We start from the raw sequence: 25,696 nt of genomic DNA on the forward strand, positions 1-25,696 counted from the left end.
CCCCCTTGTTAATGTTCATACATATACTTACGAATCCAGCGGCTGTTCACCATGAAAAAGACACGCGTTAACGGGCCTTTACGCATGAGACGCCTGGAGACGGTTCGCACTTCCTGCTGCTCACTCACTTTGGGATCCGATAAATACAAGGCTACCAATCCTTCGATAATCATGCGATGAAAAGAAGTTCCCGGAATACTGTTCACATCCCGGCGTGCCCAATCTACAATCTGTTCAATCCGTTCATACATCGTATCCGGCGAATCATAATAATTGCAGAAGTTCAGGTCACCACCACGGCGATCCTCTTCCTGGTCAATCACATAATCCAGCATAATATGCAGACAGCATACATGCGGGAAGTAAGCGGAATAAACCTGCTTGGCACCTGTATCATCCAAACCGAAGCCGCTTGCGGCAAGAAACAGCATAAACACACCCAGAGTCGATCCTGTCGCAGCAGCAAATTCATTCCATTGCAAATGAGGAGTACGGTATTTGTTCTCTTCCCACCAGTTAAGCAGGGCAGATTCTCTTAGCTCAGGAGCAATATGCTTGTGCACCTGCAAGTCACAATATAATCCTACCAGATCACGTACGTAAGGAAATACAGCATCATAATCAGGAAGCTTGCGTATGTTCTGCTGGCAGGTTGTCACCAGCGCTTCCAGATAGCCTCCATCCTCCTGCTCACTACGCAGCCTGTAATAATTCACCGGCTGTGCATCCGGTGTAACTGCGTCCAGCATCGACTGATGCAGCAGACGAAAGTCATCCGGGTCCATTGATGTACTGCGATCACACAGATTATCAAGATAATCACTAATGGTCTGAAACGCGACGATCAACGGAAGCAGAATATGACGCTGGGATATGTTAGCCACCGCATAGATGGCTCCCCCTTCACAGTGAAACTGCTTGGTAGCGATACTTGCAAGCGCCTGTTTCCTGAGTTCCTCGTCCGGCATACGTTCTGCCATATTGCGCCAAACGTCCAGCTCCTGGCGTACCTCCGGCAAACCATACTTATAGACCCGCTTCATCAGTGAGATGGCATTGCGGGGAAACGGGTAACGACTTTGCATCATATCATTCAATGGGCTGCCTCCACATGGTTGTCTGTTGAACCTATCTCCATTATCATACATCATATTATTTACTCCCACAACGTGGCAACCCGTTTCGTCACACTGCGCCAAACCAGCTTTTCCAGTCATTTTCCTCCTTTTTACAGGGCTTGTGGGGAACGATAATCAAACCCACATTTTTCACAGGAAAAGTTAACAATAACTATTCAAATTAGTTGCTTTTGCAAGGAGCCATGATGAGAAAATCGAATTAAGCAACAATATACTCCAAATGTGAATTTGACGTTACACTGTACATAATTCTCTATTTTTTTTGCAATATCAATCCATTTCCATGGAAAAATATCCTTATGTGTAATTAGTAGTCCTCGTCATTAAAGCAGATGCAAGGATACCATACTGCTTCTGTCTACAGCAGAGGAGCATGGTATCCTTAACAATTTAGTGATATTTTCCTGTTCAGAATCTGACAGGAAGTTGTTGTACACCATATACCATGGGACTCGGCAGCAGCCTGAGCGATTGTCCCTGCTGGGTATACAGATTCGGAAAACGATCCAGGAGTACATTTAAGGCAGTTCGTGCTTCCAGACGGGCCAAAGGAGCACCCAGGCAGAAATGCACCCCCATTCCAAAAGCCATATGAGGATTGGGATGACGATCGATCCGGAACTGTCCAGCCTGTTCAAACTTGTACTCATCCCGGTTGGCTGATCCCATCCAGGCTGTAATCAGCTGATCTTTGCGAATCATCTGGCCGCCCAGTTCTACATCGGCAATGGCTTTGCGCACCATACCTTGTATAGGAGAGCGATAACGAAGCGATTCTTCTATGGCCTGATCCAGTAGGCCAGGGTTGTCCACCAGCTGGCGCCAGCGTCCCGGTTCTTCAGTCAAACAAATGATGGTATTCCCGATTAAATTGGTGGTTGTCTCATTTCCGGCCACGAGCAGCAGCAAGCAGAAGCTGAGTAAATGAGGCAAGTCCAACTTCTCTCCTTCTACCTCGGCAGTCAGCAGTGCAGAAACCAAATCCTGCTGTGGTTCTTGCCGCCGCTCAATAACCTTCATAAAATAACCATACAGCTCACGGGATGCCTGATTTTTGCGTGCTGCCAGCTGCTGCGGAGTTTCTTCCATGCCACTAAATCCTTCGACCAGCGTATCTGACCAACCTTTAAATAGCTCGCGATCTTCCTCCCTTACACCCAGCAGCTCGGCAATAACTATCATGGGCAGTGGAAAAGACAGATCACGGATTATATCCATACCTGCATCTGAATCTACACGATCAAGCAACTTATGGGTGATCTCGGCAATACGAGGTCCCATTGCTTCTACCGCTTTTGGTGTAAAAGCCTTATTCACAATAGAACGATATTTTTTGTGCTTGGGTGGGTCCATCATTAACAGCATATCGGAGTCCTGCCCACTCATTCCCCGCCGGGTCTGTGAGCTGAACGATTTATAATCGGACATGACCCGATGTACATCATCATAGAGGAACACATCCCAGCTTCGTCTCTCTTCATCATAATGAACCGGCGCTTGTCCACGCATCTGGCTGTACCATTCAAAGATAGAACCTGTCTCTTTAACACCTCGGGGTACAATCATATTTGGCGACAACATGGCGGATGCTTGATCCTTCGAATCCATTACATTGGCCTCCTTGCTTACAAATGAAGATACGGCATGAGTCCATGACTTTGGTACACCGTTGTCTTTACTTGTACTGACCCGTAAGCGCTATCTTTGCAACATTTATTTGAGGATTTAATAAAATCAAACCGCGTAGTATGGCATACGTAAGTTCCGTAGATTTTGGGAAAAGGCTCATCAAAAATAAGCCTATTCTTACTTGTTCCTCAACCGGCTTCGAGTTACTTTTCGGTAATATATTATGTATACAAGATTTTGGGCACAAAAAAAGCACAAGCTCCTTGCGAACAAGGAGTCTTGTGCTGTAACTAACATATGGATGACTAATCTAAGATGTTCAATGTATAAGTGATCCGCTAACGGATATCAGTCTTATAATTTTACAACGTTAGCTGCTTGAGGACCACGGTTACCTTCAGTAATATCGAACTCTACTGCTTGGCCTTCGTCCAAAGTTTTGAAGCCGTCGCCTTGAATTGCAGAGAAGTGTACGAATACATCTTCGCTACCTTCAACTTCGATGAAACCGAAACCTTTTTCTGCGTTGAACCATTTAACTGTACCTTTCACGTAAACAACCTCCTAGAAATAGCGCCATCTATGACGCATGTCTGTATTATATCGCAAACGATTTCAAAATGCAACGAAGTTAAAGCGTTTTGATTTGCAATTCCCGGGGGCAAAGGGTATGATTTTAGCAAAAGAACAGGGAGCTAATGAAATGATCAAAAAACATCAGATTTACAAAAAAGATAACTGGAACATGATGACTGTAGAGGTAAACGGACGTGAACTGATCCTCCGTGAAATCTCCGATGAATGGGGCGAAGAAACACATAAATTCATCAGCCGTCCGGAGATGATGCAATGGGCAAGCGATCGTTTTCCCAAAGAAAAATTCGATAATGAAGCGGAATGGGAAGAACTGATGAACGCCTTCCGGGAGGTCTGATTCGCCGGATGAATTATACTGCTATCGTTATTTTTATTATCCTTGCTTTCGTGCAGGGATTTGTATTGATTGCTTATAAGAATAGTATTCCGCCGCAGTTCAAGCGCTGGCTGGCGATTTTCGCCATTGTTATGCTGCTGCTGGCTTTTTTCCTGATGATCTGGGGATTATTGATGGCCGCCAATCCGGGTAAATAAGAATATGCACATTTCATTATTAGAAGACATGAACGTTATGAACATTCTATAACACAACACATAATGTTACATTACAACAACGATCTGAGGAGGAATTACTTATGCAGGAAGTACTCAAACGCTCTGAAGCCTCACCGGAAAATTGCTGGAACCTGAACGATATGTTCGCAGACCAACAGGCCTGGGACCAGACTTATGACGAAGTAAAATCCATGCTGCCCGAAGCCGAGCAGCTGCAGGGCAAACTGAACACGGCAGAAGCAGTCAAATCCGCTTTTGAACTGGAAGACCGGGTCTCTCTTCAGGTCGAACGGTTATATGTCTATGCCCATATGCATCAGGATGAAGATACAGCCAATCCTACATATCAGGCGCTGACCCAAAAAGCCAAAAAGCTGAGCGTAGATGCCAGTCAGGCTCTATCCTTTGTAACACCGGAGATTCTGGGTCTGTCCGACGACAAGCTGGATGAGCTGCTGAATGCTCCTGAACTGGAACCTTACCGCTTTACGCTGCAAGAGATGAAACGTGAGAAGGCCCATGTACTGACACAAGCTGAAGAAGCACTGCTCGCTCAGGTTGGTAACCTGTCACAGGCACCACAGACCATCTTTGGTATGCTGAACAATGCAGATCTGAAATTCCCGAATATCATTGATGAAAATGGCAATGAAGTGGAATTGACGCATGGCCGGTATATCCAGTTTCTGGAGAGCCCGCATCGCGAAGTACGCGAACGTGCCTTCAAAGCTGTCTACTCCACCTACGCTCGTCAAAAAAACACAATCGCTGCTACACTGAGCGCCAATGTAAACAAAAACATCTTCTATTCTACCGTACGCAAGTATCCTTCTGTACTGGAAATGTCACTTTATGGTGATAATATTCCAAAAGAAGTCTATACCAACCTGATTGATACGATTCATGAAGGTCTGCCGATTATGCATCGCTATATGGCGCTGCGCAAAAAGCTGCTTGGTGTAGATGAGCTGCATATGTATGATCTGTTCGCTCCACTGGTAGAAGAATTCAAAATGGATATTACGTACGATGAAGCCAAAGCGATCGTAGCTGAAGGGCTTAAGCCGCTTGGTGAAGACTATCTCTCTTCCCTGAATAAAGGCTATAACGAAGGCTGGATTGATGTCTACGAAAACGAAGGTAAACGCACCGGTGCTTACAGTTGGGGCGCTTATGGTACTCATCCGTATGTACTGCTCAACCATAAGGATAATCTGAACAGCATGTTCACACTTGCTCACGAGATGGGTCATGCGCTTCATTCCTATTATTCGGATAATGCCCTTTCCTATCGGGATGCACAGTACACAATTTTCCTGGCGGAAGTGGCTTCGACAACCAATGAAGCACTGCTGATGGATTATCTGCTCAAGAAATCCACCGATCCAAAAGAAAAAATGTACCTGCTGACCTATTATGCCGATCAGTTCCGGACTACCGTATTCCGCCAGACCATGTTTGCGGAATTCGAAATGCTGGTTCATGCACGGGCTGAAGCTGGAGATGCACTGACTCCGCAGGAACTGTCCAAAACCTACTATGATCTGAACGTGAAGTACCATGGTGAAGGTATGACCGTGGATCAGGATATTGAAATGGAATGGGCACGTATCCCCCATTTCTACAACAGTTTCTATGTATACAAATACGCTACAGGATTCTCCGCTGCAACCAGCTTCTCCAAACAGATTCTGGAAGAAGGACAGCCTGCTGTTGATCGCTATCTGGGCTTCCTGAAAAGCGGTGGCAGTGACTATTCTATCAACATCCTGACCAAAGCTGGCGTAGATATGTCTACACCGGAACCGATTCGTGAAGCGATGAGTGTCTTTGAGAAACTGGTTAGCGAAATGGAAGAATTGGCGAAGTAAGATGCTTCCTCCCCCTGAAAGTGATCTATTTCCAGCTTTTTATTCGTATCCTTTTTAATGATGCAAAATAAAACAAGCAGGAGATGTTTATGTTAGGTTCGAATACTTTATATAAGTGAATAGGGTGTTTACTGACCTTAGAACGATCTCAAGGGGGGTATTACAATGAAATTTCAATGGCTTTTAATTTTGGGACTAATTTTTGCGCTGATTATTGCGGTATTTGCCGTAATTAACGTAGATCCGGTACAGGTCAATCTGTTATTCGACATGGTACAGGTTCCTCTGATCCTGCTGATCCTTGGCTGTGCACTGGTAGGTGGTCTGATTGTAGGCTTTTACGGTATCTATCGTCAGTATCGTCTGCAGCGTCAGATTAAGTCGCTTCAGGCTCAGGTTACCGAGCTGAGCAGCACTTCCGCAGCAAGCGATCGTACAGCTGCCAGTGATGTGAACTTTGATACGATGTACGACAAGACAGATGGTTCTTCATCTGATTTCTCCGAACGCAAATTATAATCCAGCTGTATTTCACTGTATGGAAAAATCCACTTGCTTGCCGGCAGTCTATACCTGCGCCGGAATGCAAGTGGATTTTTCATGACAATGACTTTATCTATTTTTCCCACATAATATCAACATAAATAATTGATGCAAAAAAGGAGATCTCCCATGTCTATTACTATCAATCGCGAATATGTATTATCCCTGCTGCATGAATTACTATCGACTCCAAGCCCTACCGGCTATACTCATCATCTGATTGAGCGACTGCGCGAAGAAGCTGACAAGCTGGGCGTGTCCACTTCCCTCAATCACAAGGGCGGTCTGATCATTACGCTGGAGGGTCACGACTCATCCCGTACTATCGGTCTTAGCGGTCATGTGGATACACTGGGCGCTATGGTACGATCCATCAAATCCAGCGGTACGATCCGTCTGAGTATCGTAGGTGGGTTCAATATGAACAGTATTGAGAATGAATACTGTACGATCCATACCCGCAGCGGCAAAACGTATACCGGCACTATTCTGACGACCAAGCCATCGGTTCATGTATATGATAATGCTGATCAGCATAAACGCACAGAAGAGAATATGGAAGTACGCATTGATGAACTGGTATCTTCCAAGGAAGATGTAGAAAACCTGGGTATTATGGTCGGTGATTATATTTCTTTTGATGCGCGTCCGGTTATGACTTCAAGCGGATATGTGAAGTCCCGTCATCTGGATGACAAAGCCAGTGTAGCTGCATTGTTCGGACTGCTGGAATCAGCACATACTCATAACTGGAAGCCGGTCCATCGCGTACAGATCCTTATTTCCAATTATGAAGAAGTGGGTCATGGTGCTGCTTATATCCCGGGTGAAATTGATGAAATGATCGCGGTTGATATGGGTTGTATCGGTGATGACCTCAGCTGCAAAGAAACCGATGTCTCCATCTGTGTCAAAGATGCAACGGGTCCTTATGATTATCATATGACTGGCAAGCTGGCCGAACTGGCACGCGCAGAACAGATTCCATTTGCCCTGGATGTGTATCCTCATTACGGATCGGACGCTTCGGCTGCCCTGCGTGCCGGCAACAATATCCGCGCGGCACTGATTGGTCCGGGTGTGCATGCTTCGCATTCCATGGAGCGTACACACAGTGACGCAGTTATCAATACGGCGCGCTTGCTGGGAGCTTATATTACGGCTTAATCGTATATTTAATCAGGCTATAGGCTTATCTTCTTAAAAGATACCATAAAGCCCCCTGGAATCTGCAACTTCTCTAAAAGAGAGGGGTATGCAGATTCCAGGGGGCTTTGGTTATTTATAGTCTATTTTCGCTTGTATGCCACATGCCGCCGACTAATTATCCCTGCTGTTCGATCTTCTCGGCAAGTTCATTTAGATAGGTCCAGCGCTCCATCAGACGCTCCATTTCCTGCTCAGCAGCTGTCTGTTGATTCATGAGTTCCTGCAAACGTACCGAATCGCTGAAAGAAGCTTCCATTTCTGTTGTGATGCGGCTCAGGTTCTGCTCGGCTGCTTCAATCATGCTGTCGATCTGCTCGTACTCGCGCTGTTCTTTGTAACTGAACTTGATCTTGTCGCGGGAAGAGCTGCGTTTGCCCGAATCAGCGCTATCATTTGCAGCTGCAGAGTTGCTATTTTTAGCAGAAGCAGCGGTTGATGGGCCAGCTTGGTCATTCCATGCATCCATTTTGGCCAGATGGGCTGTACGTTCTTCATACTCGCTGTAGTTACCGGCATGAATACTGACAACACCCTGTCCTTCAAAAGCAAAAATTTTGTCGCAGGTACGATCCAGGAAATAACGATCGTGAGATACAACCAGCACGACGCCCGGGAAATCATCCAGGTAATCTTCCAGTACAGTGAGTGTAGTAATATCCAGATCATTGGTAGGCTCATCCAACAGCAGCACATTGGGTGCTCCCATTAATACGCGCAGCAGATACAGTCTGCGCTTCTCGCCACCGGACAGCTTGGCAATCGGAGTCCATTGGGCAGAAGGCGTGAACAGGAAGCGTTCCAGCATCTGGGAAGCGGTCACTGAACTGCCGTCCGATGTACTGACTACCTCTGCGACTTCCTTGATGTATTCGATCACCCGCATAGATTCATCCATTTCCTGATGCTCCTGGGTAAAGTAGCCGAATTTGACAGTCTGACCAGCAATTACGCTGCCACTACTCGGAGTCAAACGGCCGGAAATCAGGTTCAGCAGCGTTGACTTGCCTCGTCCGTTGGGGCCGACAATACCGATCCGATCACCGGGTACCGCATGATAGCTCAGATCATGAATCAGTTCGCGTCCTCCCAGAGTGAGGGATACATGTTCCAGTTCGACAATCTGCTTGCCCAGTCGAGAGGAGACTGTCGATACCTGCATATTATCATCACGACGTCCGGGTGCATCGTTCTTGATCTGCTCAAAACGATCAATACGAGCTTTTTGCTTGGTAGTACGGGCTTTGGCGCCGCGACGAATCCAGGCGAGCTCACGACGGAACAGATTCTGACGCTTGTCTTCGGCTGCTGCTTCACGTTCTTCCCGATCTGCTTTGAGCTCCAGATAGCGGGAATAGTTCGCTTCATACCGGTACAGTTGTCCATGATCCAGCTCCAGCATCACTGTTGCCACACGGTCGAGGAAGTAACGATCATGCGTGATCATTAGCAGTGCCCCGCGGCGTTTTTGCAAATATTGCTCCAGCCAGGTGACCGAATCATGATCGATATGGTTGGTCGGCTCATCGAGAATCAGCAGTTCGGCTGGCTGAATCAGTGCAGAAGCGAGAGCAACCCGTTTGCGCTGACCACCGGACAATGTACCCATCAGGGCATCATAGCGACTAATTCCGAGCTTGGACAACACATTTTTGGCTTCACTTTCCAGTGACCAGGCATCCAGCCGATCCATATCCTGACTGATGCGTACCAAACGGTTCTGTACTTCTGTATCTTCGGGATGCAGGTCCAGCTGCTCCATTACATTCATATAAGCGCTGACTGTCTGCAGCTCTTCTCCGCCACCTTCGAATACCTGGCGCAGAACGGTTGCATTGGGATCATACGGCGGATTCTGAGCCAGATAGCGGATGCGTACGCTATTATTAACAACGACATTACCACTATCGGGTTCTTCCAATCCGGCGATGATTTTGAGAAAAGTAGATTTCCCTGTACCATTTACACCGATAATACCGATCTTGTCCCGATCTTCCATTCCAAAAGATGCTTGATCAAATAATATTTTATCGCCAAAGCTTTTGCTTAGCGCTTCTACCGTCAATATATTCATTCGGACTCACCTTCTTGGGAACGTTGTCCCGCTAATTGATCTTGCTTATTAATCTGCTGTGTACATCCTTCCAGAAACAGTCCTGCTACAAATGAAGTGCGTTCATGCAGTTCCTGTTCCGTAAATTCGGGATTGAACATAATATCCATCTTGACCCGGTCCAGCATTCCGATATATGATTCGGCACACCAGCGCGGCTGCTGTACATTCGCTTCGATCAGCACCTGCTGCACAATATCCATGTAACGGAAAATAAAATTACGCATATACTCCATCAATTCCGGATCATTATTCGGTGCGCGGAATACCAGTTTGGTATATTTCCTCCGTTCAAAATGATACGTTGTATGATGGGCTGCGATCACATGCAGTTTGTCTGCCAGCTGCCGGCAGTGCTGCAGCGCGTCCTGAAGCTTCTCCAGGAAATACTCGCAATCACGCCGGGTTACAGCCAGACATAATTCCTCTTTGCTTTTAAAGTATAAATATACGGTTCCTTTGGCAATTCCGGCTCGATGCGCGATGTCTGAAATTTTCGTCTCATAAAAACCGTCCAATCCGAAAAGTTCATAGGCAGCATCCAATATTAATTCCAATTTGTCTCCTGTTGTGCCGCTCATCCGCCCACCTCCTCTATCTACAGCTTAATCCTACCCGGTGCAGGCTTAAGCTAAATTAAAAATAACAGTGCAGCCACCCCACCAACAATGGAACTGACTGCATTCACCATATCATTGTTCATCCAGCGCCAGCCTCGTGCATGTATCGTAGGCTGACCACAGTGAACGGTAGTCTCTACTTGCTTGCCGCATACCGTGCAGCGGTACATTAGCTGTACGGTCGCTCCCAGATACGAATCGGCAAAACAACCTACTAGACCACCTACAAGACCTGCTGCCAGCATCAACCACCCGCCAGCAATCGATGCTGTCCCCGCTGCTATGCTGCTCGCAGCAGGAAGTGGTGATACCAGCGTGAACAACCAAGCCGCCAGACCGATAATAAAGCCCGCCAGAGCTGCCGCTGTCGTCCCGCGAAATGAGACTCCACCGGAAGCGCCCGGCTCCAGTACACGTCCATTTAGCACGGAACGAGGCGGTTTACGGCTAAGGCTACCAATCTCGGTTGCCCAAGTATCGGCCGTCACAGTTGCCATGATGCCTATAAAACCAAGCGTCCAGCCCGGATGGGGCCAGATGGCATTACCGATACAGAGCAGCATGCCCAAGCCTCCATTGGCAAATACCTGCCCGGCATCCCGGCGTGAACCTTTGGCATAATCCTGTTCCATACTTCGTTTACGCTCACGTTTCATTCGGGATAATACACTGCCGCTGATAAAAAATAAAATCAGCAGGCCGAACCAGAATAAATTGCCAGCTCCGTAATAGATCGTTCCCATAATAGTCGCAGCTATTGCTCCTGATGCGGATAACCAGTGCTTATGATAACCAAGCGCCGCAAGCAGTCCGGCACAGACCAAACCAATCAACCAATCCATCATTAATCCGTGATGCGGCAGGTTCCCATGGAATTCCCCGCATAGATCAGTTCAAATGTGTCGCCGGCTGCTGTAGGACCCACACCTTCCGGTGTGCCGGTGAAAATAATATCGCCGGCTGCCAGACCGTACGTATCACCGATATGAGCAATAATCGTATCCAATGAAAAAATCATATTTCGTGTAGAACCCAACTGCACCTGCTGACCATTTTGTAGTAGTGCAAACTCCTGATTCAGCCATGCTTCCTGATCTGGAAACGGGATAAACTCTGTTACCGGCGCAGAATTTTTGAACCCTTTGGCTGCAGTCCATGGATGGCCTTTTTGTTTCAATACAGTCTGTACATCACGCAGAGTAAAGTCGATCCCCAGTGCCAGACCATTTACGAGCTGATCGGCTGTCATGCCCGGCTCGTAATCCTGTCCGATTCGTACAACCAGTTCTGCTTCATAATGAATGCCTCCCTGATTAAAAGGAAGCTTCAGCTCGGCATCCTCCAGCTTTACGGCAGCATGGGAAGGCTTCAAAAAGATCATGGGTGAGGTTGGAACCTCATTGCCCAGTTCCTCTGCATGAAGACGATAATTACGGCCTACACAGTATACGTTTTGAATAGCGGTCATTGAACATTCTCCTCTGTATATGAATTGGTTCGATCACGCAGATTATGAAATGGCATTGCCTTTGATATCAAATTGAATCGTACCGGACAGTGTCTGTAATCTTCGCAACAGCGCTTGTCCCTGATCTTCCGCCATCGGTACCGGCTGACTCAGATTCGCGGTATACGGAATGACCTGCATGCTGCAATCTCCTTTGACCGTGCATCTGGCCTGGAATACAGCGGTATCCCAGGTCTTTTCCGTCAGGGAATGGGTGAAAATAAAATTACCGGTACTGTAAGCAATCCATTTGCCTTTGTACTGCTCCAGTCCCTGCAGCACATGCGGATGCCCTCCGATGACCAGATCGGCTCCGGCATCGACAAAGCGATGTGCCAGATCGTTCTGATGTGCAACTGTCGTATCCGAGCGTTCGACGCCCCAGTGAGCAATAACGACTACCAGATCGGCTTGACGATGGGCTTCCTGGATAGATGCTTCTGCAGCAGAAGCATCATAGGCCGTAGCTACGCCAGGCTGGTTGGCTCCGGCGTTCCAACTGGTCTCCGGAATAACACGACTGAAACCGAGCAGCGCGATTTTGATCCCTTTACGCTGAAAATACACCGGCTCATAGGCACGCTTGCTGTCATTGCCGGCACCGACATAAGCGATGCCGCTGCTATCCAGCTGTCTGATTGTATCCTGCAGACCGGTAATTCCCTGATCCAGAATATGATTGTTGGCCAGATTCACGGCATCAATTCCGGCTTCGGCCATATGCGGAAGCGCCTGTGGCGACGATTTGAACGCGTACGTTTTATCTGCAGCAGTCGTCGCCGAATCCGTCACCGGCGTCTCCAGATTCACTACGGACAGATCATCGGATGCGAACAGCTTGCGTACATACTCATACGGATAATCATACCCTTTTTGAGCCAGTAGTTCACCGACTTTACCCGAGAACATGACGTCTCCGCCAAAGCTCATCGTTACGGTCTGTCCGGATGGTGCAGCAGGAGTTGCAGGCTGCAGATCGGCTGAAGGCTCTGCTGACAGCTGATCCGGCTGGGCCTGAGAAGATGGATTCTGCGCAGGTTCTGTTGCAGTTGACGCAGAGTCATCCTCTGCAGATTCGGAAGGCTGGGAATCTTTTGCAATCGAATCTGTGGCCGAATCCTGAGATACTTCAATGCTATCCGCAGAATTCGTCTCGCTTTGATTGTCTGTATTTTCATCGGAACTCGGTCTATCTTCTGTTGCGGTATGATCTGAAATGCCTGGTGCAGCCAGTCTGGCTGGCTGATCAGCTGCTGGTGAAATCGCAGCAGTCTGCTGTCCCTTTGGCTGTGCAACATGCAAGTAATACGCTCCGACCAGGACAATCGCAAGTGCGAGCCCGGTATTCAGCATAATCCATAGCCGAATCCGGCGTCTGCGCCGCCTTTTGGCATCCAGTCTGTGTTGACGGGATTGTTCTGATCTCGTGGTATACATAGAATACTCCTTTAATTATACGTCCTGTCTATTATAGCAGGTTACACTTACAGGCGGAAAGAATAGCGTATCCACCGATAATGCAGTCTTCATAGATCACTCGTACTTATTTGGGAAAAGATACAAGATATATGTCCAGTTTATTGTAAACATGCACAAAAGCCCTCCACCAGACGTAAAGGGCTTTTGATTGATTATTGATTGAGTTCTATAAATCATTGTGATGTATCTGGTATACCTGTCATACATCATTTGTCTGATCCGTGATTACTTATACACTTTACGAAATGGAATTCGGTTTAACGAACACCGTCCGGTAATTGTACAGCACGCTGCGCTTCTGCAGCTGCCGCATCCCGGGCAGTACGAATACAATCAGGTAGTCCGACTCCATCATATCCGGCACCCAGTAGTATCAAGCCCGGGCGCTGCTCTGCCAGCTCTGCACGCAGCTGGGCAATATCCTTCATATGTCCAACAGGATACTGCGGCATAGAACGATGCAGACGTGTAATCTCCGTAAAGATCGGCGTTGCTTCAATCCCCATCAGTTCCTTCATATCGCGCAGTACACGCCGTGTAATCTCTTCGTCGCTCTCATCGACGATTTCCTCATCGCCTGCACGCCCCACATAAAAGCGCATCAGTACCCGATCATCCGGGCTGGTATGCAGCCATTTGGTGGAGGTCCAGGTACATGCTGTAATCGTGCGTCCTTCCTTGCGTGGTACGAGGAATCCGGAACCATCATATTCGGTCTCTATATCCTTGCGGTCAAAAGCCATTACCACATTCGCTACCGATACATAGTTAATCCGGTCCAGTGCAGATGTATCCGTGTGTGGCTTCAGCAGTGGCGCCGCTGCAAAAGTAGGAACCGTAATAATTACATGTTCCGCTTCGAGTGTACTACCATCGCTCAGAGTGATCGTATACAGTCCATCCTGATAGTTGATAGACTCTGCACCCGTATTCAGCTTCAGCTGCACTGAATCGCTCAGCGACTGCTCCAGACGTTCGGTTAGACTCTGCAGACCGCCGCGAAAAGTATAAAAGGCACTTTTCTTGGTTCCTGTATGAGTCTCTACCGGTTTGCGTCCGGTATTCATGCCTTTGATCAGACTGCCATACTCGCGCTCTACCGCACAAAATTGCGGGAAGGTAGCCTGCAGGCTGAGTTTGCGTGTATCCCCTGCGTAAATGCCTGCCAGCAGCGGCTCGGTTACATTTTCCAATACTTCCTTGCCAAGACGACGTTCGATAAAGTCACCCAATGACTCATCTTCTCCATCCATTTTGGGCGGCAGCAGGAAATCTTCCAGTGCGCGGATCTTGCCATCCATCGAGATCAGGTCACTTTCCATAAAGGGACGCAGCTCAGTCGGGATGCCAAGTACAAGACCCGATGGCATCGGATGCAGCTTGCCATCATGCAGGATATAGGTTTTTTTGGCATTCGGATTGGTCGTTACCAGATCGTCTCCCAAGCCTACCTCTTCAGCCAATTCGGTCATGGCTGTCTTACGGGCCAGATAGGAATCGGGCCCTTTTTCAATTACAAATCCGTCACGATGCAGCGTATGCACCTTGCCACCGAGTGAACCGGACTGCTCTATAATCGTAATCTGTGGCGTCAATTCCTGCTCCGCAAAGAACTTGCGCATATAAAAAGCGGCACTCAGACCCGTAATCCCGCCGCCTATAACTGCAATACGACGTTCAGATGAAGTCATTAGACATGCACCTCTTTGTATTTACGGAGTACTTCGTCAGCCAGCAGCTCCATGTATAACGGGTCTGTATTCAGGGAATCAATACGCATCAGACGCATATCAATCTCTTGCGCCAACTCCTGGGCTTCGATATCGAGATCATACAGAACCTCCAGATGGTCGGAAACGAATCCGATTGGAGCGACCAGTACGTACTCGACCTGCTGTTCACGCAGTTCCTGCATCGTATCCAGCACATCCGGTCCCAGCCACGGCTCGGCTGTACGACCGGCACTTTGCCAGGTGAACTGCCAGGATGGCACATTGGCACGTTCCGCAATTGCTGCAGAAGTCTCCAGCAGCTGGTCGCGATACGGATCACCCATGCTCAGGATTCGCTCGGGCAGACTGTGAGCGCTAAACAGTACGCGTACCTGATCACGTGTAGCCCCAGCTTCTTCAAACAGCTCCAGCTTCGCATTGACACGATTGGACAGCGTCTCGATCAGTTTTGGATGCATATGATAACTCTCGATAAATGAGATATTCAGATGATGCTCCTCGGCTGTCTGTTTGGCACGCTTGATATACGTACCTACACTCATCGTGGAATAATGCGGCGCCAGTACGATACCGATTGCTTCTGTAATACCATCCTGTACCATCTGCTTTACACCGTCTTCGATAAATGGGAACGCGTGCTTAAGACCTTGATAGCATACAAATTCCACATCGGAACCGGAGGCGAGTTCATTCAGCGCACGCTGCATACCAGCTACCTGATTATCTGTATTTTCACGCAGCGGGAATACCCCGCCAACAATCGCTTCATAACGATCTTTCAATTCTTTTAATTGCTCCGGGCTAGGCGCATTGCCGCGACGGATATGCGTATAATAGGCTTCTACGTCCTCCAGACTTGCCGGAGTACCATAGGACATTACGAGAACACCAATTTTCTTGTTTGCCATTACAAATCACCTCAGTCAAAGTAATAAACGATTATTTGGATGTTGTACGCTGCTGCAGAACCTGTGCAGAATACTCATGCACATAGTCAGTCAATTCTTTTAATTTATCAATGGAAGCTTCCGGGAACAGTCCATGACCCAGGTTAAAGATATAACCGGGCTCCTGCAATCCTTCATCAATAATTCGCTTGGCATGCTGATGAATCAGTTCGGACGGACCTGTCAGCACATAAGGATCCAGATTCCCCTGTACGGCATAATTGCCACCCAGCCTGCGGCGTCCTTCGTTAATCGATACCCGCCAGTCGAGTCCAATCACATCAACAGGCAGACCATTCAGCTCAGGCAGCAGTTCACCTGAACTCACACCCGGGAAATAGATCTTCGGTACGTCCAGATCACGCAGTTCGTCAAAAATATAACGAATCGTCGGCAATACATAAGTACGGAAATCAGCCGGAGAGAGCGCTCCAACCCAGCTATCAAACAGCTGGAAGGCTTTGCCTCCATTCTCGACATGTTTGCGCAGATAGGTGGCTACCATATCGCCCAGCTTGCGCATCAGACTATGCCACAATTCGGGCTCGCTGTACATCATCGTCTTGGTACGAATATAGCTCTTCGAAGGTCTCCCTTCGATCAGGTAACTGGCAATCGTAAACGGTGCTCCGGCAAAAGTAATCAACGGCACATCCAGCTCACGATCCAGAATACGGATCGTCTCCAGTACATGGGACAGATCGCGCTCTACATTAATGGGACGCAGACGCTCCACATCAGCTGCAGTACGAATCGGGTTATCAATAACAGGTCCGATATTTTTGACGATATCAAAATCGATACCGATCGAAGCCACCGGATTCATAATATCCGAATATAAAATAGCCGCATCGACCCCAAGCTTGCGAACAGGCATCAAGGTCACTTCGGCAGCCAGTTCAGGCTGCTGGCAAATTTCCAGCAGGCTGTATTTTTCTTTGATTTTCTGATAGTCCGGATCATAGCGCCCTGCCTGTCTCATATACCAGACCGGCAGACGGTCGATATCCTGTTTGCGACAGGCGCGTATGAAGGAGTCATTATAAGTCATGAATGGGTCCTCCGCGTCAGTAAATGGGCTTGACTTATGTTGTGCCAAACGCATTCAAATTATTTTCCGCAATAAAAATACTCACAAGTTAATTATGCGCTTTTTCGGGAGAGGTAACAACCTCCCTACTATGAATATCCAATGACAATCCTATGAACGGGGCTGGACAGACGAAGGATGTGAAGCGAATAAATAAAATGGCATTTTCTGTTTCACTAGATGAAAACGTGTTTTGTTTTTCCTGTTTATCTGCTACAATAACAATCTAGTGGGTATAACATATGGTATACTAATAGAATGGACTTTTTTAAGGAAGTGAAACAGGATGCGCTTTTCAAAATCAAAATTGGAGTCCTGGCAGATCAATTTGATGGTGCTATGGTTCGGCCAATTTCTTGTTAACGCCGGGACGACAATGATCGTTCCTTTTATTGCTCTCTACCTGTCGCAGGACATTGGTGTACAGGGTGAGCATCAGATTGCAATCTGGTCCGGAGTAATCTTCGCGGCCAACTTTGTCACCTCGTTTATTTTCCAGCCGCTCTGGGGTAAATTATCCGACCAGTACGGACGCAAAGTCATGCTGTTACGTTCGGGGTTCGGGATGGCGATTGTTTTTACAGCCATGGGTTTTGCTACGCAAGCATGGCATTTACTCGTACTGCGTCTGATCAACGGGACGATCTCGGGTTTCAATCCGGCATCCACCTCCCTGATCTCCAGTAATACCCCCAAGGAAAAAATGGGTTTTGCCATGGGAATCAGTCAATCCGGCACCGTAGCCGGCAGCATTCTCGGACCGCTTATCGGCGGTATCATGGCAGACACTGTCGGTTTCCGTTATATTTTCTACATTACAGGTGCTTGTATTTTTATGGCGAGTCTGCTGGCTCTGTTCCTCGTTAGAGAGAAGTTCGACCGCTCTGCTGCTGCACAGATGCCCAAAGTATCGGTATTATCCGGTCTGCGTGAGCTGAGCCTGACACCGCAGCTGCCCGCTCTGTTCACTGTCACTCTGCTGCTGCAGTTCGCCATGATCAGTCCGATGACCCTGCTGCCTCTGTATGTACAGAAATTGCAGGGTTCGATAGAGAATCTTGCTTTTTGGTCAGGTCTGGTCAGCGCCGTCACCGGTCTGTCGAATATGCTCATGGCACCTATACTCGGAAAGGTCAGCGACAAGTATGGAGCACATAGGGTACTTACCTTTTCCCTGATTGGTGCCGGGCTAATGCTGATCCCGCAGGCTTTTGTGCAGAACGTCGGCCAGCTCATTGCCGTGCGGTTTCTGATGGGATTATGTATGGGCGGTCTGCTGCCAAGCGTCAATTCGCTGATCCGTTACTACACGCCGGATGGCATGGAGAGTCGTGCATTTGGCTTTAACAGCAGTACGACTGCCCTCGGCAATATGACTGGCTCTGTCATGGGTGGTGTACTGGCAGGGTTTATCGGTATCGAGGGATTATTCATCATGTCAGGGATCATGCTGCTGCTTAATATGTTATGGGTACGAACCAAGCTGTATACCCGCCCAACTGCCGACAAGCATCATCGCTCTGCTTAAAATTGTGGATATACCAGAATTTTATTTTTTGGCATATTCCCGATCTCTATAAAGTAAAAGAGGCTGTACGATCCTATAATCAGGATGGTACAGCCTCTTTTTACTAAACACTACATTTTTATCAATACTGCATTATTTTTAACCATTATCCTATAGTACAGCATTTTCAAAACAAACATTCCTCTATAATCGCCACGAATCGCAGCATGACACCATTCCATACTCTTGTATGCTGTAGCAGACCTCAGCCTGTCATTTGCCATGGATCACTCGGTTGCCTCTGCTGTCTATTCCCATCCATCAGCTGCTCTCGGAACCATATCGTAATCCAGTAACAATACTACATCAGAGTGAAGGTATGGGAATTGGGTCAAAGGACGACCCTGGAGCCAGGGAATCCACCTTTTCTCCCATCGCGGATTCCCTGGCTCCACCGGAGGACGTGACCTAATCCTATTCCATAACGGATATTGATACACCTCTTCAGTATCCAAAAACAGCCAATCAACAAAGCACTTATACACTTATGCCACTATACGCAGTAGCCTGCTCAAAAACCAATGTCAGCCTTTAACCCGTGCCAATGCCAATCCATCATAAGCCGGCAGCAGCGTACCGGTCAGGCGCGGATCGGATACGATGCGACGGTTAAATTCACGTACAGCCTGTATAGCTGGACCATTTCTGTCCAAATTGAGTGTTCTGCCACGCAGCAGCAGATTATCCCCGGCAATAATGGCGCCGGGATTGGCAAGTTCAATTGCGTAATCCAGATAATTCAGGTAATTCAGTTTATCCGCATCTATAAAAAAGAAATCGAAGCGCTGCCCTTCCTCTTTCAATTGCTCCAGACTCTTCATCGCCTCGCCAACCCGGTACTCTACCTGATCGCCGTAGCCAGCCAGACGCAGATTTTCATGAGCCAGCTGGGCATAAGCTGGCTGCAGCTCCAGAGATACGATCTTTCCCTCTTCGCCCAGTCCACGAGCCATGCATACCCCGCTATATCCGCCAAGCGCACCGATCTCCAGCACCCGTTTGGCTCCGGATAACTGGATCAGCATGGTCAGCAGTCTGCCATAACCGGGTACCACCGACACCTCGGGCATGCCTTTCTCACGGATCGTCTGCTTGATCTGCAATAGCAGCTCATCTTCCTCGATCAGCTGCTCCATATATTCTTCTGCACCTATTACATTTTTGTCTGTCATCTCTTATCTAACTCCTTCAATCCTAATCTTTCGTCTATGTCTGCCGATACTGTATTCAGAGCCTGCAGACTGTCAAAAATTCATTTTGCCGATGAATAAATAAATTCCCCCAAATTTTGGAGAAACGTTTGTAAGTATACCGGCATTCACCTATACTAGATTGTATGGTTTTGAGACCGAACTCACAAGTTGAATTGTGAAAGCTATAGGAGTTGAATATATATAATGAAACAGCTTGAACTGATTGCGACCTGCCCGATGGGTATCGAGGCTGTCGTAGCACGTGAATTAAAATTGCTTGGTTATGATGATACTCGTACCGAAAATGGGCGTGTCCGGTTTACCGGTGACTTTATCGATATTTGCCGGTGCAATTACTGGCTGCGTACTGCAGACCGAATCGTTATCAAAATGGGAGAATTCCCGGCAACCACCTTTGATGAACTGTTTGAGGGAGTCAAAGCGATTCCATGGGCAGACTTTATTCCGGAAGACGGCGAATTCCCGGTATCCGGGCGTTCCCAGAAATCCCAGCTGAGCAGCGTACCCGCTTCCCAGGGGATTGTGAAAAAGGCTGTCGTGGACAAACTGACCCAGACCTACGGTACCGAGTGGTTCCAGGAAGACGGCGCATTGTATTCCATCGATGTCTCCCTGTATGAAGATACCGCACTCATTACTCTGGATACAACAGGACCTTCACTGCATAAGCGTGGCTACCGCAAGCACGCCACCGAAGCTCCACTCAAAGAGACCATGGCTGCTGCACTGATTCTGCTGAGTCGCTGGGGCCCGCATCGTCCATTGTACGATCCATTCTGCGGTTCCGGTACACTGTTGATCGAAGCGGCCATGATTGGCTGGAATATTGCACCCGGACTGCGCCGTACCTTCCCATCTGAAGGCTGGAGTATCATTCCCGATGAACTGTGGGAACAAGCCCGTGATGAAGCATTTGACGCAGTCAAGGATGATATTCCTCTGCAGCTGACCGGCAGCGATATCGATCCGGAAGCGATCGAGATTGCCCAAGCATGCGCGAAAAGTGCCGGACTGGGCAATGAGATTGAATTCAAGGTTATGCCGGTATCCCGTATTCAGCCGCAGGGCAAATTCGGCTGTATCGTTACCAACCCGCCATATGGTGAGCGTCTAAGCGAGAGCAAAGAAGTAGAAACCATGATCCGTGCGCTGGGCAAATCCTCGATTTACCTGCCGGACTGGTCGGTATTTGTAATCACACCAACACGTCACTTTGAACAATTCTTTGGACGCAAGGCAGACAAGCGTCGCAAGCTGTACAATGGACGGATCGAATGTCAATTCCTGCAGTATCTCGGTCCATTGCCGCCTCGTACCGATCGCGAAGAAACGGCTGTACACTAATAGACGATTTATTATGATTGACCAAGCAGCTTATCTACTGCCTGCAACACAACTTTTTGAGCCTTTATTTAGCTCAAGTCGATACTATCGCAGCCATGCATAAGAGGCTGCTGCCTCTTTATTGTAAACGACAGATCAATTTGGAAAAATGGAAGTAAACACCGCTTGCCGGTCCTGCTTCCGATACGCAATAGCACAGCGGCGAATTCTGCATACAGCAGCCCGGTTCGCCGCTGTGCTATGTGTTTACTTACTTTAATTATGTAAATGCCAGGTAAGAAGAAATCACAGCATATCTGGCTTTTCAGCAAGGGGGCTATCTTTTTGGAATATCTATCTTCCCGTCCACAGCGCAAAAGCTGGATTCAGCGTCTACTGTGGCCCTTTGCCCCGATCAGAATAGACTATCTGCTCTTTTTGATCCTTATCATGGGCAAATTAATTTATCTACACAGCAATCTGCATGTACAAAATATTGATATGAATACACTCGATAAAATCACTGCGCTGGGCTCGGTGCTACTGGCTTCCTTCTGGACGCTCTGGCTGCCAAGACGCGGACGTATCGCTGCCTTGATCATACTGGATGTGCTGCTAAGCTTCCTTATGTTCGCAGACCTTGTCTATTTCCGCTATTTTCAGGATTTCATTACCATTCCGGTGCTGATGCAGGCTGGTCAGGTGGAGTCGCTGGGTGGCAGTATCCGTGAACTTATTCATACTTCGGATATCTGGTTGTTTGCAGACTGGATAGTACTGCTTGCTGCAGGAATTTATCTGATCGTGCGTCGTATTCGGCGCCGTCATAGCTATCGCTCCAATATGTATACAGCTCATTCCGCTTACGCTTCAAGTCGTAGTCGTCGTGTAGTTACACGCCTGATCCAGGGAGCTGTTATCTTTGCACTGGGCTGGGTACTGACTTTTGCTCCAATCAAATACGCTACTTCTACCTGGGCGGTAGGCCTGTTCGTCGGGAACTGGTGGAATATGTCACTGTACAATGTCACCGGACTGCTCGGATTTCATGGCTATGATGTATACCGGTATGCCGAGGATCACTGGGGCAATGGCAATCAGATGTCGGCACAGGCAACAGACGAAGTCAAAGACTGGTTCGATGACAAACAGAAAAACCGTGCTCAAAAAGGCGATGATGCCCTATTCGGTGCTTACAAAGGTAGTAACGTTATCGCTGTTCAGGGTGAAGCCTTTATGAACTTTGTAATCGGCAAAAAATTCAACGGCCAGGAAATTACGCCCAATATCAATCGTCTGATGAAAAGCAGTATGTATTACAGCCAGTACTATCATCAGACCGGACAGGGCCGCACATCCGATGCCGATATGGCTTCCAATGCGTCTCTTCATCCGCTTCCAACCGGATCTGTATTTACCCGGTATGCGGATCATGAGTATGATACATTGCCACAAATTCTGAAAAAACAGGGCTATGGATCTTACGTCTTCCATGCCTATGAGCCAAGCTTCTGGAACCGCTCGGTTATGTATCAGAATATGGGTTACGATCATTTCTACAGCAAAGAAGACTTTACGATCGACGAGCCGCTCGGTTGGTCACTGGGTGACAAGTCCTTTTTCCGTCAATCGATCGAGAAAATGTCTGCCGAGAAGCAGCCTTTCTACTCTTTCCTGATTACACTGTCCAGTCACCATCCGTTTACACTGCCTGCTTCCGTACAAGAGCTGGATATGGGTGATCTGACAGGCACGACATTCGGCGACTATATTCAGTCTCTGCACTATGTCGATGCCGCACTTGGCGAGATGGAAAAGGATATGAAAAAAGCCGGGCTATGGGATAATACGATCCTGTTGTTCTACGGCGATCATGACGATTCGCTCAAGGATAAAGCTCCTATGGAAGAACTCCTGGGCAAACCGCTGACCGATCTCGATATGGAGCAGCTCATGAATCAGGTACCGATGCTGATTCACCTGCCAGATGGCAAACACGCTGGTACGTATGATATTCCTGCCGGACAGCTGGATATGACTCCATCCATCCTTCACCTGCTTGGTGTAGAAGCAAGCCCGTATTACCTGATGGGTAATGATATGTTCGATACCAAGGAAAAGAAACTGGTTGTACTGCGTACCGGTGCTTTTACGGATGGCAAAGTATTCTATATTCCTTCGGCAGACGGGATCTTCGAACACGGTACTGCCTATGACATGAAGACTCGTGAAGAGACTGATGTAGAACGTGCTCGTGACAGTTATGATGAAGCTCAGAAGCGGCTGAATATTTCGGATGAAGTCATCACTCATGATCTAATCCGTCAGTTCCACAAGGATACTGCTACTCAATAAGCAGACGAATATAGTCATTGGAGATACCTTCGCGCTAATGTACGAACGGACGGATCTTTCTTGATAAAATAATTCCAAACGAAAAGCCTCCATTTCCTACTCCTGCGGGAGTAAAGAAATGGAGGCTTTTGTTGAATCATAACAGCCAAATTAAGCTGTAAACAGCAGAATCACTTACTGCCGTAGACATATTGAGTATAACCGAATGAATCGCGATCCTTTAGGCTTGAGCCGAAGGCTTCTTCACAAACTTTGCGACTTTCTCCAGTACTTCATCTTCGGTCGGAGCGCTGACATAGCGGCCATTGATAAATACAAAGGCGCGCTTGCCGCAAGGTCCGCAGTAGGATTTGCAGCCGATTTTGATCTCGGCATCCGGTGCCAGCTTTTCGAGCTTGGGTAGTATCGTTTTCAGACGGATATGATTGCATTCATCACATACGCGTATATCGTTAGCCATGAAAATGTCCCTTCTTGATCATCTTAGTGATGATGATGACCGTGGTCGCCTTTAGAAGGATTGGTAATCACAAAGCCTTCTTCTCCGGTGTACAGATAGTCGATTTTGACGCCATCCAGCCAGGATTCCTTAGGATCAACAGCCACATCAATTTCTTTATCGGTAGTTACGATTTCTTCGTTAGCCTGGGGCTCGCCCAGATCGAGACCGTAATGTACATGGTCTCCGTGAGAATGCGTAACAAACACGCGCAGTTTCAGGCCTTCATTTTCAGGCTTGTCTATTTCTTTTTTCAGTACTTTGGCAGCATTACGGGTGATTTTGACTTTCATGAGATCAGCTCCTTGGGATCAACTTGCCTGCAGCAGGCAGGAAACAATACTACTATTGTATAACTGGCATCTGCATTACGCAAGGACAAACCAGACCTTATCGCTGCGGAGTATAGTCGACCAGGGCCATCTTGCTTTCCGCTCTGGATACGAACCAGTTCATCATGAGCAGCGTAACCCCAATATCATCGATCGGCATAAAAGGCATCACATCAGGCATTACCCAGTATACGAGTACCGGTATGGCGAACAGCAATTTTTCCCGCAGAGGAAGCTGTTTGGAGGTCAGCAAGCCGGGCAATTTTCTAAATACATTCATCCATTGTTTGGCTGAAAATAATCGGGTCCATTTAGACAAAGCGAATCTCTCCCTTATATGTGAATAGCAAACAAATTGTAATATATAAAAAAAGATATCCTCACTGCACACCGAATAGCGTAGCTGATACAAGGACATCTTCTATATAATACGTTTGAATATCAAAAAGTTTCATTATTTCACATATATTTATACATTTCAGTTCAATTAATTCGAGCCAAATAACTGCTTCCATAGACGTTTGGGATAATAAAACGGCCCATCCTGTTCGACAGAAGAGGACTTGCTGTACGAAGGACTGGCCGCAGCCTGTTTATACATATACGACTTGTGAATGATACCGGTGTCATTAATGCGTACGAATGCATAGAGGAACAAGGCCATCAATAATGCGATAATCCTGTATTTCATCCAGCATTACACCTCCTTCAGTCGTATAGTCCGATACTTTTAATTACTTACATAATTAACCATAGTAGTTGGTAATGTAAACGCCATATGTTTTTTTATGTTAAGAATTATCCCAAACAAAAAGCGCCTCACCGGATCGATGGGCGCTTTTGTATACAGATTGTTATGTCTGTCACTCAGTTGCTGGATTAGACGCTGAAATTGCTGCTTTTGTTACTTCCAGCCGGTGGTGTAGTTCCTGTTTTTGCACCGCCTGTTGATGTGGAAGATCCAGTATTGCTGTTGGAGGAAGCAGTAGCACTTGTAGAGCCGGAATTGGAAGATTTATCAGAGCTGCTGTCTTCGTCCTGATGCTCTTTGAATTCAGCCAATTCGGTTTTCACTTCTTCGGTAGCAGTTTGAATTTGCTCTTTCCATTCTTTGGCTACACCGATCGATTCTTTGACTACTTCGACTACTTCACGGCCTTTTTCAGTAACTTCATGACCTTTCTCGTTCATAACCGGTCCTTTTTCTTTCACCAATTCAGCCAGTTCGACCAGACTTGCACGCATTTCTCTGCCTGTTTTTGGAGACAGCAGTGCTGCTACCCCTGCGCCAATCAGTGCTCCTGCGATCATGCCATATACCAATTTCGATGTTTGCTGTTCCATTATTATCTCTCCCATTCTCGTATAGTATACTCT

General features: G+C 47.5%; 25 protein-coding genes. 8 read left to right on the top strand and 17 right to left on the bottom strand.

The features are described 5' to 3' along the window. Window positions 1-8 precede the first annotated feature (8 nt). The 3 genes from WH46_RS00390 to WH46_RS00400 all read right to left on the bottom strand — a co-directional run bounded on the left by WH46_RS00390 (window position 9) and on the right by WH46_RS00400 (window position 3,320). Entirely contained in the window at window positions 9-1,097 is a 1,089-nt protein-coding gene (locus WH46_RS00390) for a tetraprenyl-beta-curcumene synthase family protein (RefSeq protein ID WP_017813840.1), read from the bottom strand. A gap of 450 nt (window positions 1,098-1,547) precedes the next feature. Beyond that, the gene (locus WH46_RS00395; protein WP_197088238.1) at window positions 1,548-2,747 is read right to left on the bottom strand and encodes a cytochrome P450; all 1,200 of its coding nucleotides are present in this window, start codon (window positions 2,745-2,747) and stop codon (window positions 1,548-1,550) included. 375 nt (window positions 2,748-3,122) lie between these two features. Beyond that, window positions 3,123-3,320, bottom strand: coding sequence for a cold shock domain-containing protein (locus tag WH46_RS00400; RefSeq protein ID WP_017813838.1), 198 nt, complete (start codon window positions 3,318-3,320; stop codon window positions 3,123-3,125). A gap of 151 nt (window positions 3,321-3,471) precedes the next feature. Between WH46_RS00400 and WH46_RS00405 the strand changes: the two genes are divergently transcribed. From WH46_RS00405 to WH46_RS00425, 5 genes are all read left to right on the top strand, one after another. Next, window positions 3,472-3,702: a hypothetical protein gene (locus WH46_RS00405; protein WP_026136247.1), complete on the top strand. Its 231-nt coding sequence runs from the start codon at window positions 3,472-3,474 to the stop codon at window positions 3,700-3,702. Between the two features lie 8 nt (window positions 3,703-3,710). Further along, window positions 3,711-3,899 carry a hypothetical protein gene (locus tag WH46_RS00410; protein ID WP_017813836.1) on the top strand — a complete coding sequence of 63 codons (189 nt, stop codon included), beginning with the start codon at window positions 3,711-3,713 and terminating at the stop codon, window positions 3,897-3,899. 101 nt (window positions 3,900-4,000) lie between these two features. Beyond that, window positions 4,001-5,791: an oligoendopeptidase F gene (gene pepF / locus WH46_RS00415; protein WP_046225334.1), complete on the top strand. Its 1,791-nt coding sequence runs from the start codon at window positions 4,001-4,003 to the stop codon at window positions 5,789-5,791. Window positions 5,792-5,956: 165 nt separating this feature from the next. Next, complete coding sequence (locus WH46_RS00420; RefSeq protein ID WP_046225335.1) at window positions 5,957-6,310, top strand: LapA family protein; 354 nt, start codon at window positions 5,957-5,959, stop codon at window positions 6,308-6,310. Between the two features lie 153 nt (window positions 6,311-6,463). Further along, window positions 6,464-7,501 carry a M42 family metallopeptidase gene (locus WH46_RS00425; RefSeq protein WP_046225336.1) on the top strand — a complete coding sequence of 346 codons (1,038 nt, stop codon included), beginning with the start codon at window positions 6,464-6,466 and terminating at the stop codon, window positions 7,499-7,501. A gap of 157 nt (window positions 7,502-7,658) precedes the next feature. Here the strand turns inward: WH46_RS00425 and WH46_RS00430 are convergent, their stop codons facing one another. The 8 genes from WH46_RS00430 to hemE all read right to left on the bottom strand — a co-directional run bounded on the left by WH46_RS00430 (window position 7,659) and on the right by hemE (window position 16,990). Continuing rightward, entirely contained in the window at window positions 7,659-9,614 is a 1,956-nt protein-coding gene (locus tag WH46_RS00430; RefSeq protein WP_046225337.1) for an ABC-F family ATP-binding cassette domain-containing protein, read from the bottom strand. Then, the gene (locus WH46_RS00435) at window positions 9,611-10,234 is read right to left on the bottom strand and encodes a TetR/AcrR family transcriptional regulator (RefSeq protein WP_017813831.1); all 624 of its coding nucleotides are present in this window, start codon (window positions 10,232-10,234) and stop codon (window positions 9,611-9,613) included. Before WH46_RS00435 ends, WH46_RS00430 begins: the two co-directional genes overlap by 4 nt. Before the next feature lie 50 nt (window positions 10,235-10,284). Further along, window positions 10,285-11,115, bottom strand: coding sequence for a DUF92 domain-containing protein (locus WH46_RS00440; protein WP_046225696.1), 831 nt, complete (start codon window positions 11,113-11,115; stop codon window positions 10,285-10,287). Between the two features lie 2 nt (window positions 11,116-11,117). Then, window positions 11,118-11,741: a fumarylacetoacetate hydrolase family protein gene (locus tag WH46_RS00445; RefSeq protein ID WP_017813829.1), complete on the bottom strand. Its 624-nt coding sequence runs from the start codon at window positions 11,739-11,741 to the stop codon at window positions 11,118-11,120. Window positions 11,742-11,783: 42 nt separating this feature from the next. Then, complete coding sequence (locus WH46_RS00450) at window positions 11,784-13,217, bottom strand: CapA family protein (protein WP_046225338.1); 1,434 nt, start codon at window positions 13,215-13,217, stop codon at window positions 11,784-11,786. Between the two features lie 299 nt (window positions 13,218-13,516). Further along, window positions 13,517-14,950: a protoporphyrinogen oxidase gene (gene hemY / locus WH46_RS00455; protein WP_046225339.1), complete on the bottom strand. Its 1,434-nt coding sequence runs from the start codon at window positions 14,948-14,950 to the stop codon at window positions 13,517-13,519. Beyond that, window positions 14,950-15,900 carry a ferrochelatase gene (gene hemH / locus WH46_RS00460; RefSeq protein ID WP_046225340.1) on the bottom strand — a complete coding sequence of 317 codons (951 nt, stop codon included), beginning with the start codon at window positions 15,898-15,900 and terminating at the stop codon, window positions 14,950-14,952. Before hemH ends, hemY begins: the two co-directional genes overlap by 1 nt. A gap of 31 nt (window positions 15,901-15,931) precedes the next feature. Next, entirely contained in the window at window positions 15,932-16,990 is a 1,059-nt protein-coding gene (gene hemE, locus WH46_RS00465) for a uroporphyrinogen decarboxylase (RefSeq protein WP_017813825.1), read from the bottom strand. Between the two features lie 325 nt (window positions 16,991-17,315). Between hemE and WH46_RS00470 the strand changes: the two genes are divergently transcribed. Further along, window positions 17,316-18,557, top strand: coding sequence for an MFS transporter (locus WH46_RS00470; protein ID WP_017813823.1), 1,242 nt, complete (start codon window positions 17,316-17,318; stop codon window positions 18,555-18,557). Between the two features lie 563 nt (window positions 18,558-19,120). Here WH46_RS00470 and WH46_RS00475 read toward each other — a convergent pair. After that, window positions 19,121-19,768 carry an O-methyltransferase gene (locus tag WH46_RS00475; protein WP_046225341.1) on the bottom strand — a complete coding sequence of 216 codons (648 nt, stop codon included), beginning with the start codon at window positions 19,766-19,768 and terminating at the stop codon, window positions 19,121-19,123. A gap of 225 nt (window positions 19,769-19,993) precedes the next feature. Here WH46_RS00475 and WH46_RS00480 point away from each other — a divergent pair, with 225 nt between their 5' ends. Both WH46_RS00480 and WH46_RS00485 read left to right on the top strand, forming a co-directional pair. Then, window positions 19,994-21,154 carry a THUMP domain-containing class I SAM-dependent RNA methyltransferase gene (locus tag WH46_RS00480; RefSeq protein WP_017813821.1) on the top strand — a complete coding sequence of 387 codons (1,161 nt, stop codon included), beginning with the start codon at window positions 19,994-19,996 and terminating at the stop codon, window positions 21,152-21,154. Window positions 21,155-21,478: 324 nt separating this feature from the next. Next, window positions 21,479-23,488 (top strand): LTA synthase family protein, encoded by a 2,010-nt coding sequence (locus WH46_RS00485; RefSeq protein WP_052714059.1) that lies wholly within the window; start codon window positions 21,479-21,481, stop codon window positions 23,486-23,488. A gap of 220 nt (window positions 23,489-23,708) precedes the next feature. Here the strand turns inward: WH46_RS00485 and WH46_RS00490 are convergent, their stop codons facing one another. From WH46_RS00490 to WH46_RS23620, 5 genes are all read right to left on the bottom strand, one after another. Further along, window positions 23,709-23,948, bottom strand: a complete 240-nt coding sequence (locus tag WH46_RS00490) for a YuzB family protein (protein ID WP_017813819.1) — start codon at window positions 23,946-23,948, stop codon at window positions 23,709-23,711. A 23-nt stretch (window positions 23,949-23,971) separates the two neighbouring features. Beyond that, window positions 23,972-24,280 carry a HesB/IscA family protein gene (locus tag WH46_RS00495; RefSeq protein WP_046225342.1) on the bottom strand — a complete coding sequence of 103 codons (309 nt, stop codon included), beginning with the start codon at window positions 24,278-24,280 and terminating at the stop codon, window positions 23,972-23,974. Window positions 24,281-24,377: 97 nt separating this feature from the next. Continuing rightward, window positions 24,378-24,599, bottom strand: coding sequence for a hypothetical protein (locus WH46_RS00500; RefSeq protein ID WP_046225698.1), 222 nt, complete (start codon window positions 24,597-24,599; stop codon window positions 24,378-24,380). 207 nt (window positions 24,600-24,806) lie between these two features. Beyond that, complete coding sequence (locus tag WH46_RS00505; protein ID WP_017813816.1) at window positions 24,807-25,010, bottom strand: hypothetical protein; 204 nt, start codon at window positions 25,008-25,010, stop codon at window positions 24,807-24,809. Window positions 25,011-25,198: 188 nt separating this feature from the next. Beyond that, entirely contained in the window at window positions 25,199-25,663 is a 465-nt protein-coding gene (locus WH46_RS23620; protein WP_069202826.1) for a YtxH domain-containing protein, read from the bottom strand. Window positions 25,664-25,696 lie beyond the last annotated feature (33 nt).

This window comes from Paenibacillus dauci (assembly GCF_000971985.1).
Classification (GTDB): Bacteria; Bacillota; Bacilli; order Paenibacillales; family Paenibacillaceae; genus Saccharibacillus; species Saccharibacillus dauci.

Excerpts from the sequence above, each read along its gene's own strand:
- WH46_RS00395 (WP_197088238.1), bottom strand. The coding sequence starts at position 2,747 with ATGGATTCGAAGGATCAAGCATCCGCCATGTTGTCGCCAAATATGATT.
- WH46_RS00405 (WP_026136247.1), top strand. The coding sequence starts at position 3,472 with ATGATCAAAAAACATCAGATTTACAAAAAAGATAACTGGAACATGATG.
- WH46_RS00410 (WP_017813836.1), top strand. The coding sequence starts at position 3,711 with ATGAATTATACTGCTATCGTTATTTTTATTATCCTTGCTTTCGTGCAG.
- pepF (WP_046225334.1), top strand. The coding sequence starts at position 4,001 with ATGCAGGAAGTACTCAAACGCTCTGAAGCCTCACCGGAAAATTGCTGG.
- WH46_RS00420 (WP_046225335.1), top strand. The coding sequence starts at position 5,957 with ATGAAATTTCAATGGCTTTTAATTTTGGGACTAATTTTTGCGCTGATT.
- WH46_RS00425 (WP_046225336.1), top strand. The coding sequence starts at position 6,464 with ATGTCTATTACTATCAATCGCGAATATGTATTATCCCTGCTGCATGAA.
- WH46_RS00430 (WP_046225337.1), bottom strand. The coding sequence starts at position 9,614 with ATGAATATATTGACGGTAGAAGCGCTAAGCAAAAGCTTTGGCGATAAA.
- WH46_RS00435 (WP_017813831.1), bottom strand. The coding sequence starts at position 10,234 with ATGAGCGGCACAACAGGAGACAAATTGGAATTAATATTGGATGCTGCC.
- WH46_RS00440 (WP_046225696.1), bottom strand. The coding sequence starts at position 11,115 with ATGGATTGGTTGATTGGTTTGGTCTGTGCCGGACTGCTTGCGGCGCTT.
- WH46_RS00445 (WP_017813829.1), bottom strand. The coding sequence starts at position 11,741 with ATGACCGCTATTCAAAACGTATACTGTGTAGGCCGTAATTATCGTCTT.
- WH46_RS00450 (WP_046225338.1), bottom strand. The coding sequence starts at position 13,217 with ATGTATACCACGAGATCAGAACAATCCCGTCAACACAGACTGGATGCC.
- hemY (WP_046225339.1), bottom strand. The coding sequence starts at position 14,950 with ATGACTTCATCTGAACGTCGTATTGCAGTTATAGGCGGCGGGATTACG.
- hemH (WP_046225340.1), bottom strand. The coding sequence starts at position 15,900 with ATGGCAAACAAGAAAATTGGTGTTCTCGTAATGTCCTATGGTACTCCG.
- hemE (WP_017813825.1), bottom strand. The coding sequence starts at position 16,990 with ATGACTTATAATGACTCCTTCATACGCGCCTGTCGCAAACAGGATATC.
- WH46_RS00470 (WP_017813823.1), top strand. The coding sequence starts at position 17,316 with ATGCGCTTTTCAAAATCAAAATTGGAGTCCTGGCAGATCAATTTGATG.
- WH46_RS00475 (WP_046225341.1), bottom strand. The coding sequence starts at position 19,768 with ATGACAGACAAAAATGTAATAGGTGCAGAAGAATATATGGAGCAGCTG.
- WH46_RS00480 (WP_017813821.1), top strand. The coding sequence starts at position 19,994 with ATGAAACAGCTTGAACTGATTGCGACCTGCCCGATGGGTATCGAGGCT.
- WH46_RS00490 (WP_017813819.1), bottom strand. The coding sequence starts at position 23,948 with ATGGCTAACGATATACGCGTATGTGATGAATGCAATCATATCCGTCTG.
- WH46_RS00495 (WP_046225342.1), bottom strand. The coding sequence starts at position 24,280 with ATGAAAGTCAAAATCACCCGTAATGCTGCCAAAGTACTGAAAAAAGAA.
- WH46_RS00500 (WP_046225698.1), bottom strand. The coding sequence starts at position 24,599 with ATGAATGTATTTAGAAAATTGCCCGGCTTGCTGACCTCCAAACAGCTT.
- WH46_RS00505 (WP_017813816.1), bottom strand. The coding sequence starts at position 25,010 with ATGAAATACAGGATTATCGCATTATTGATGGCCTTGTTCCTCTATGCA.
- WH46_RS23620 (WP_069202826.1), bottom strand. The coding sequence starts at position 25,663 with ATGGAACAGCAAACATCGAAATTGGTATATGGCATGATCGCAGGAGCA.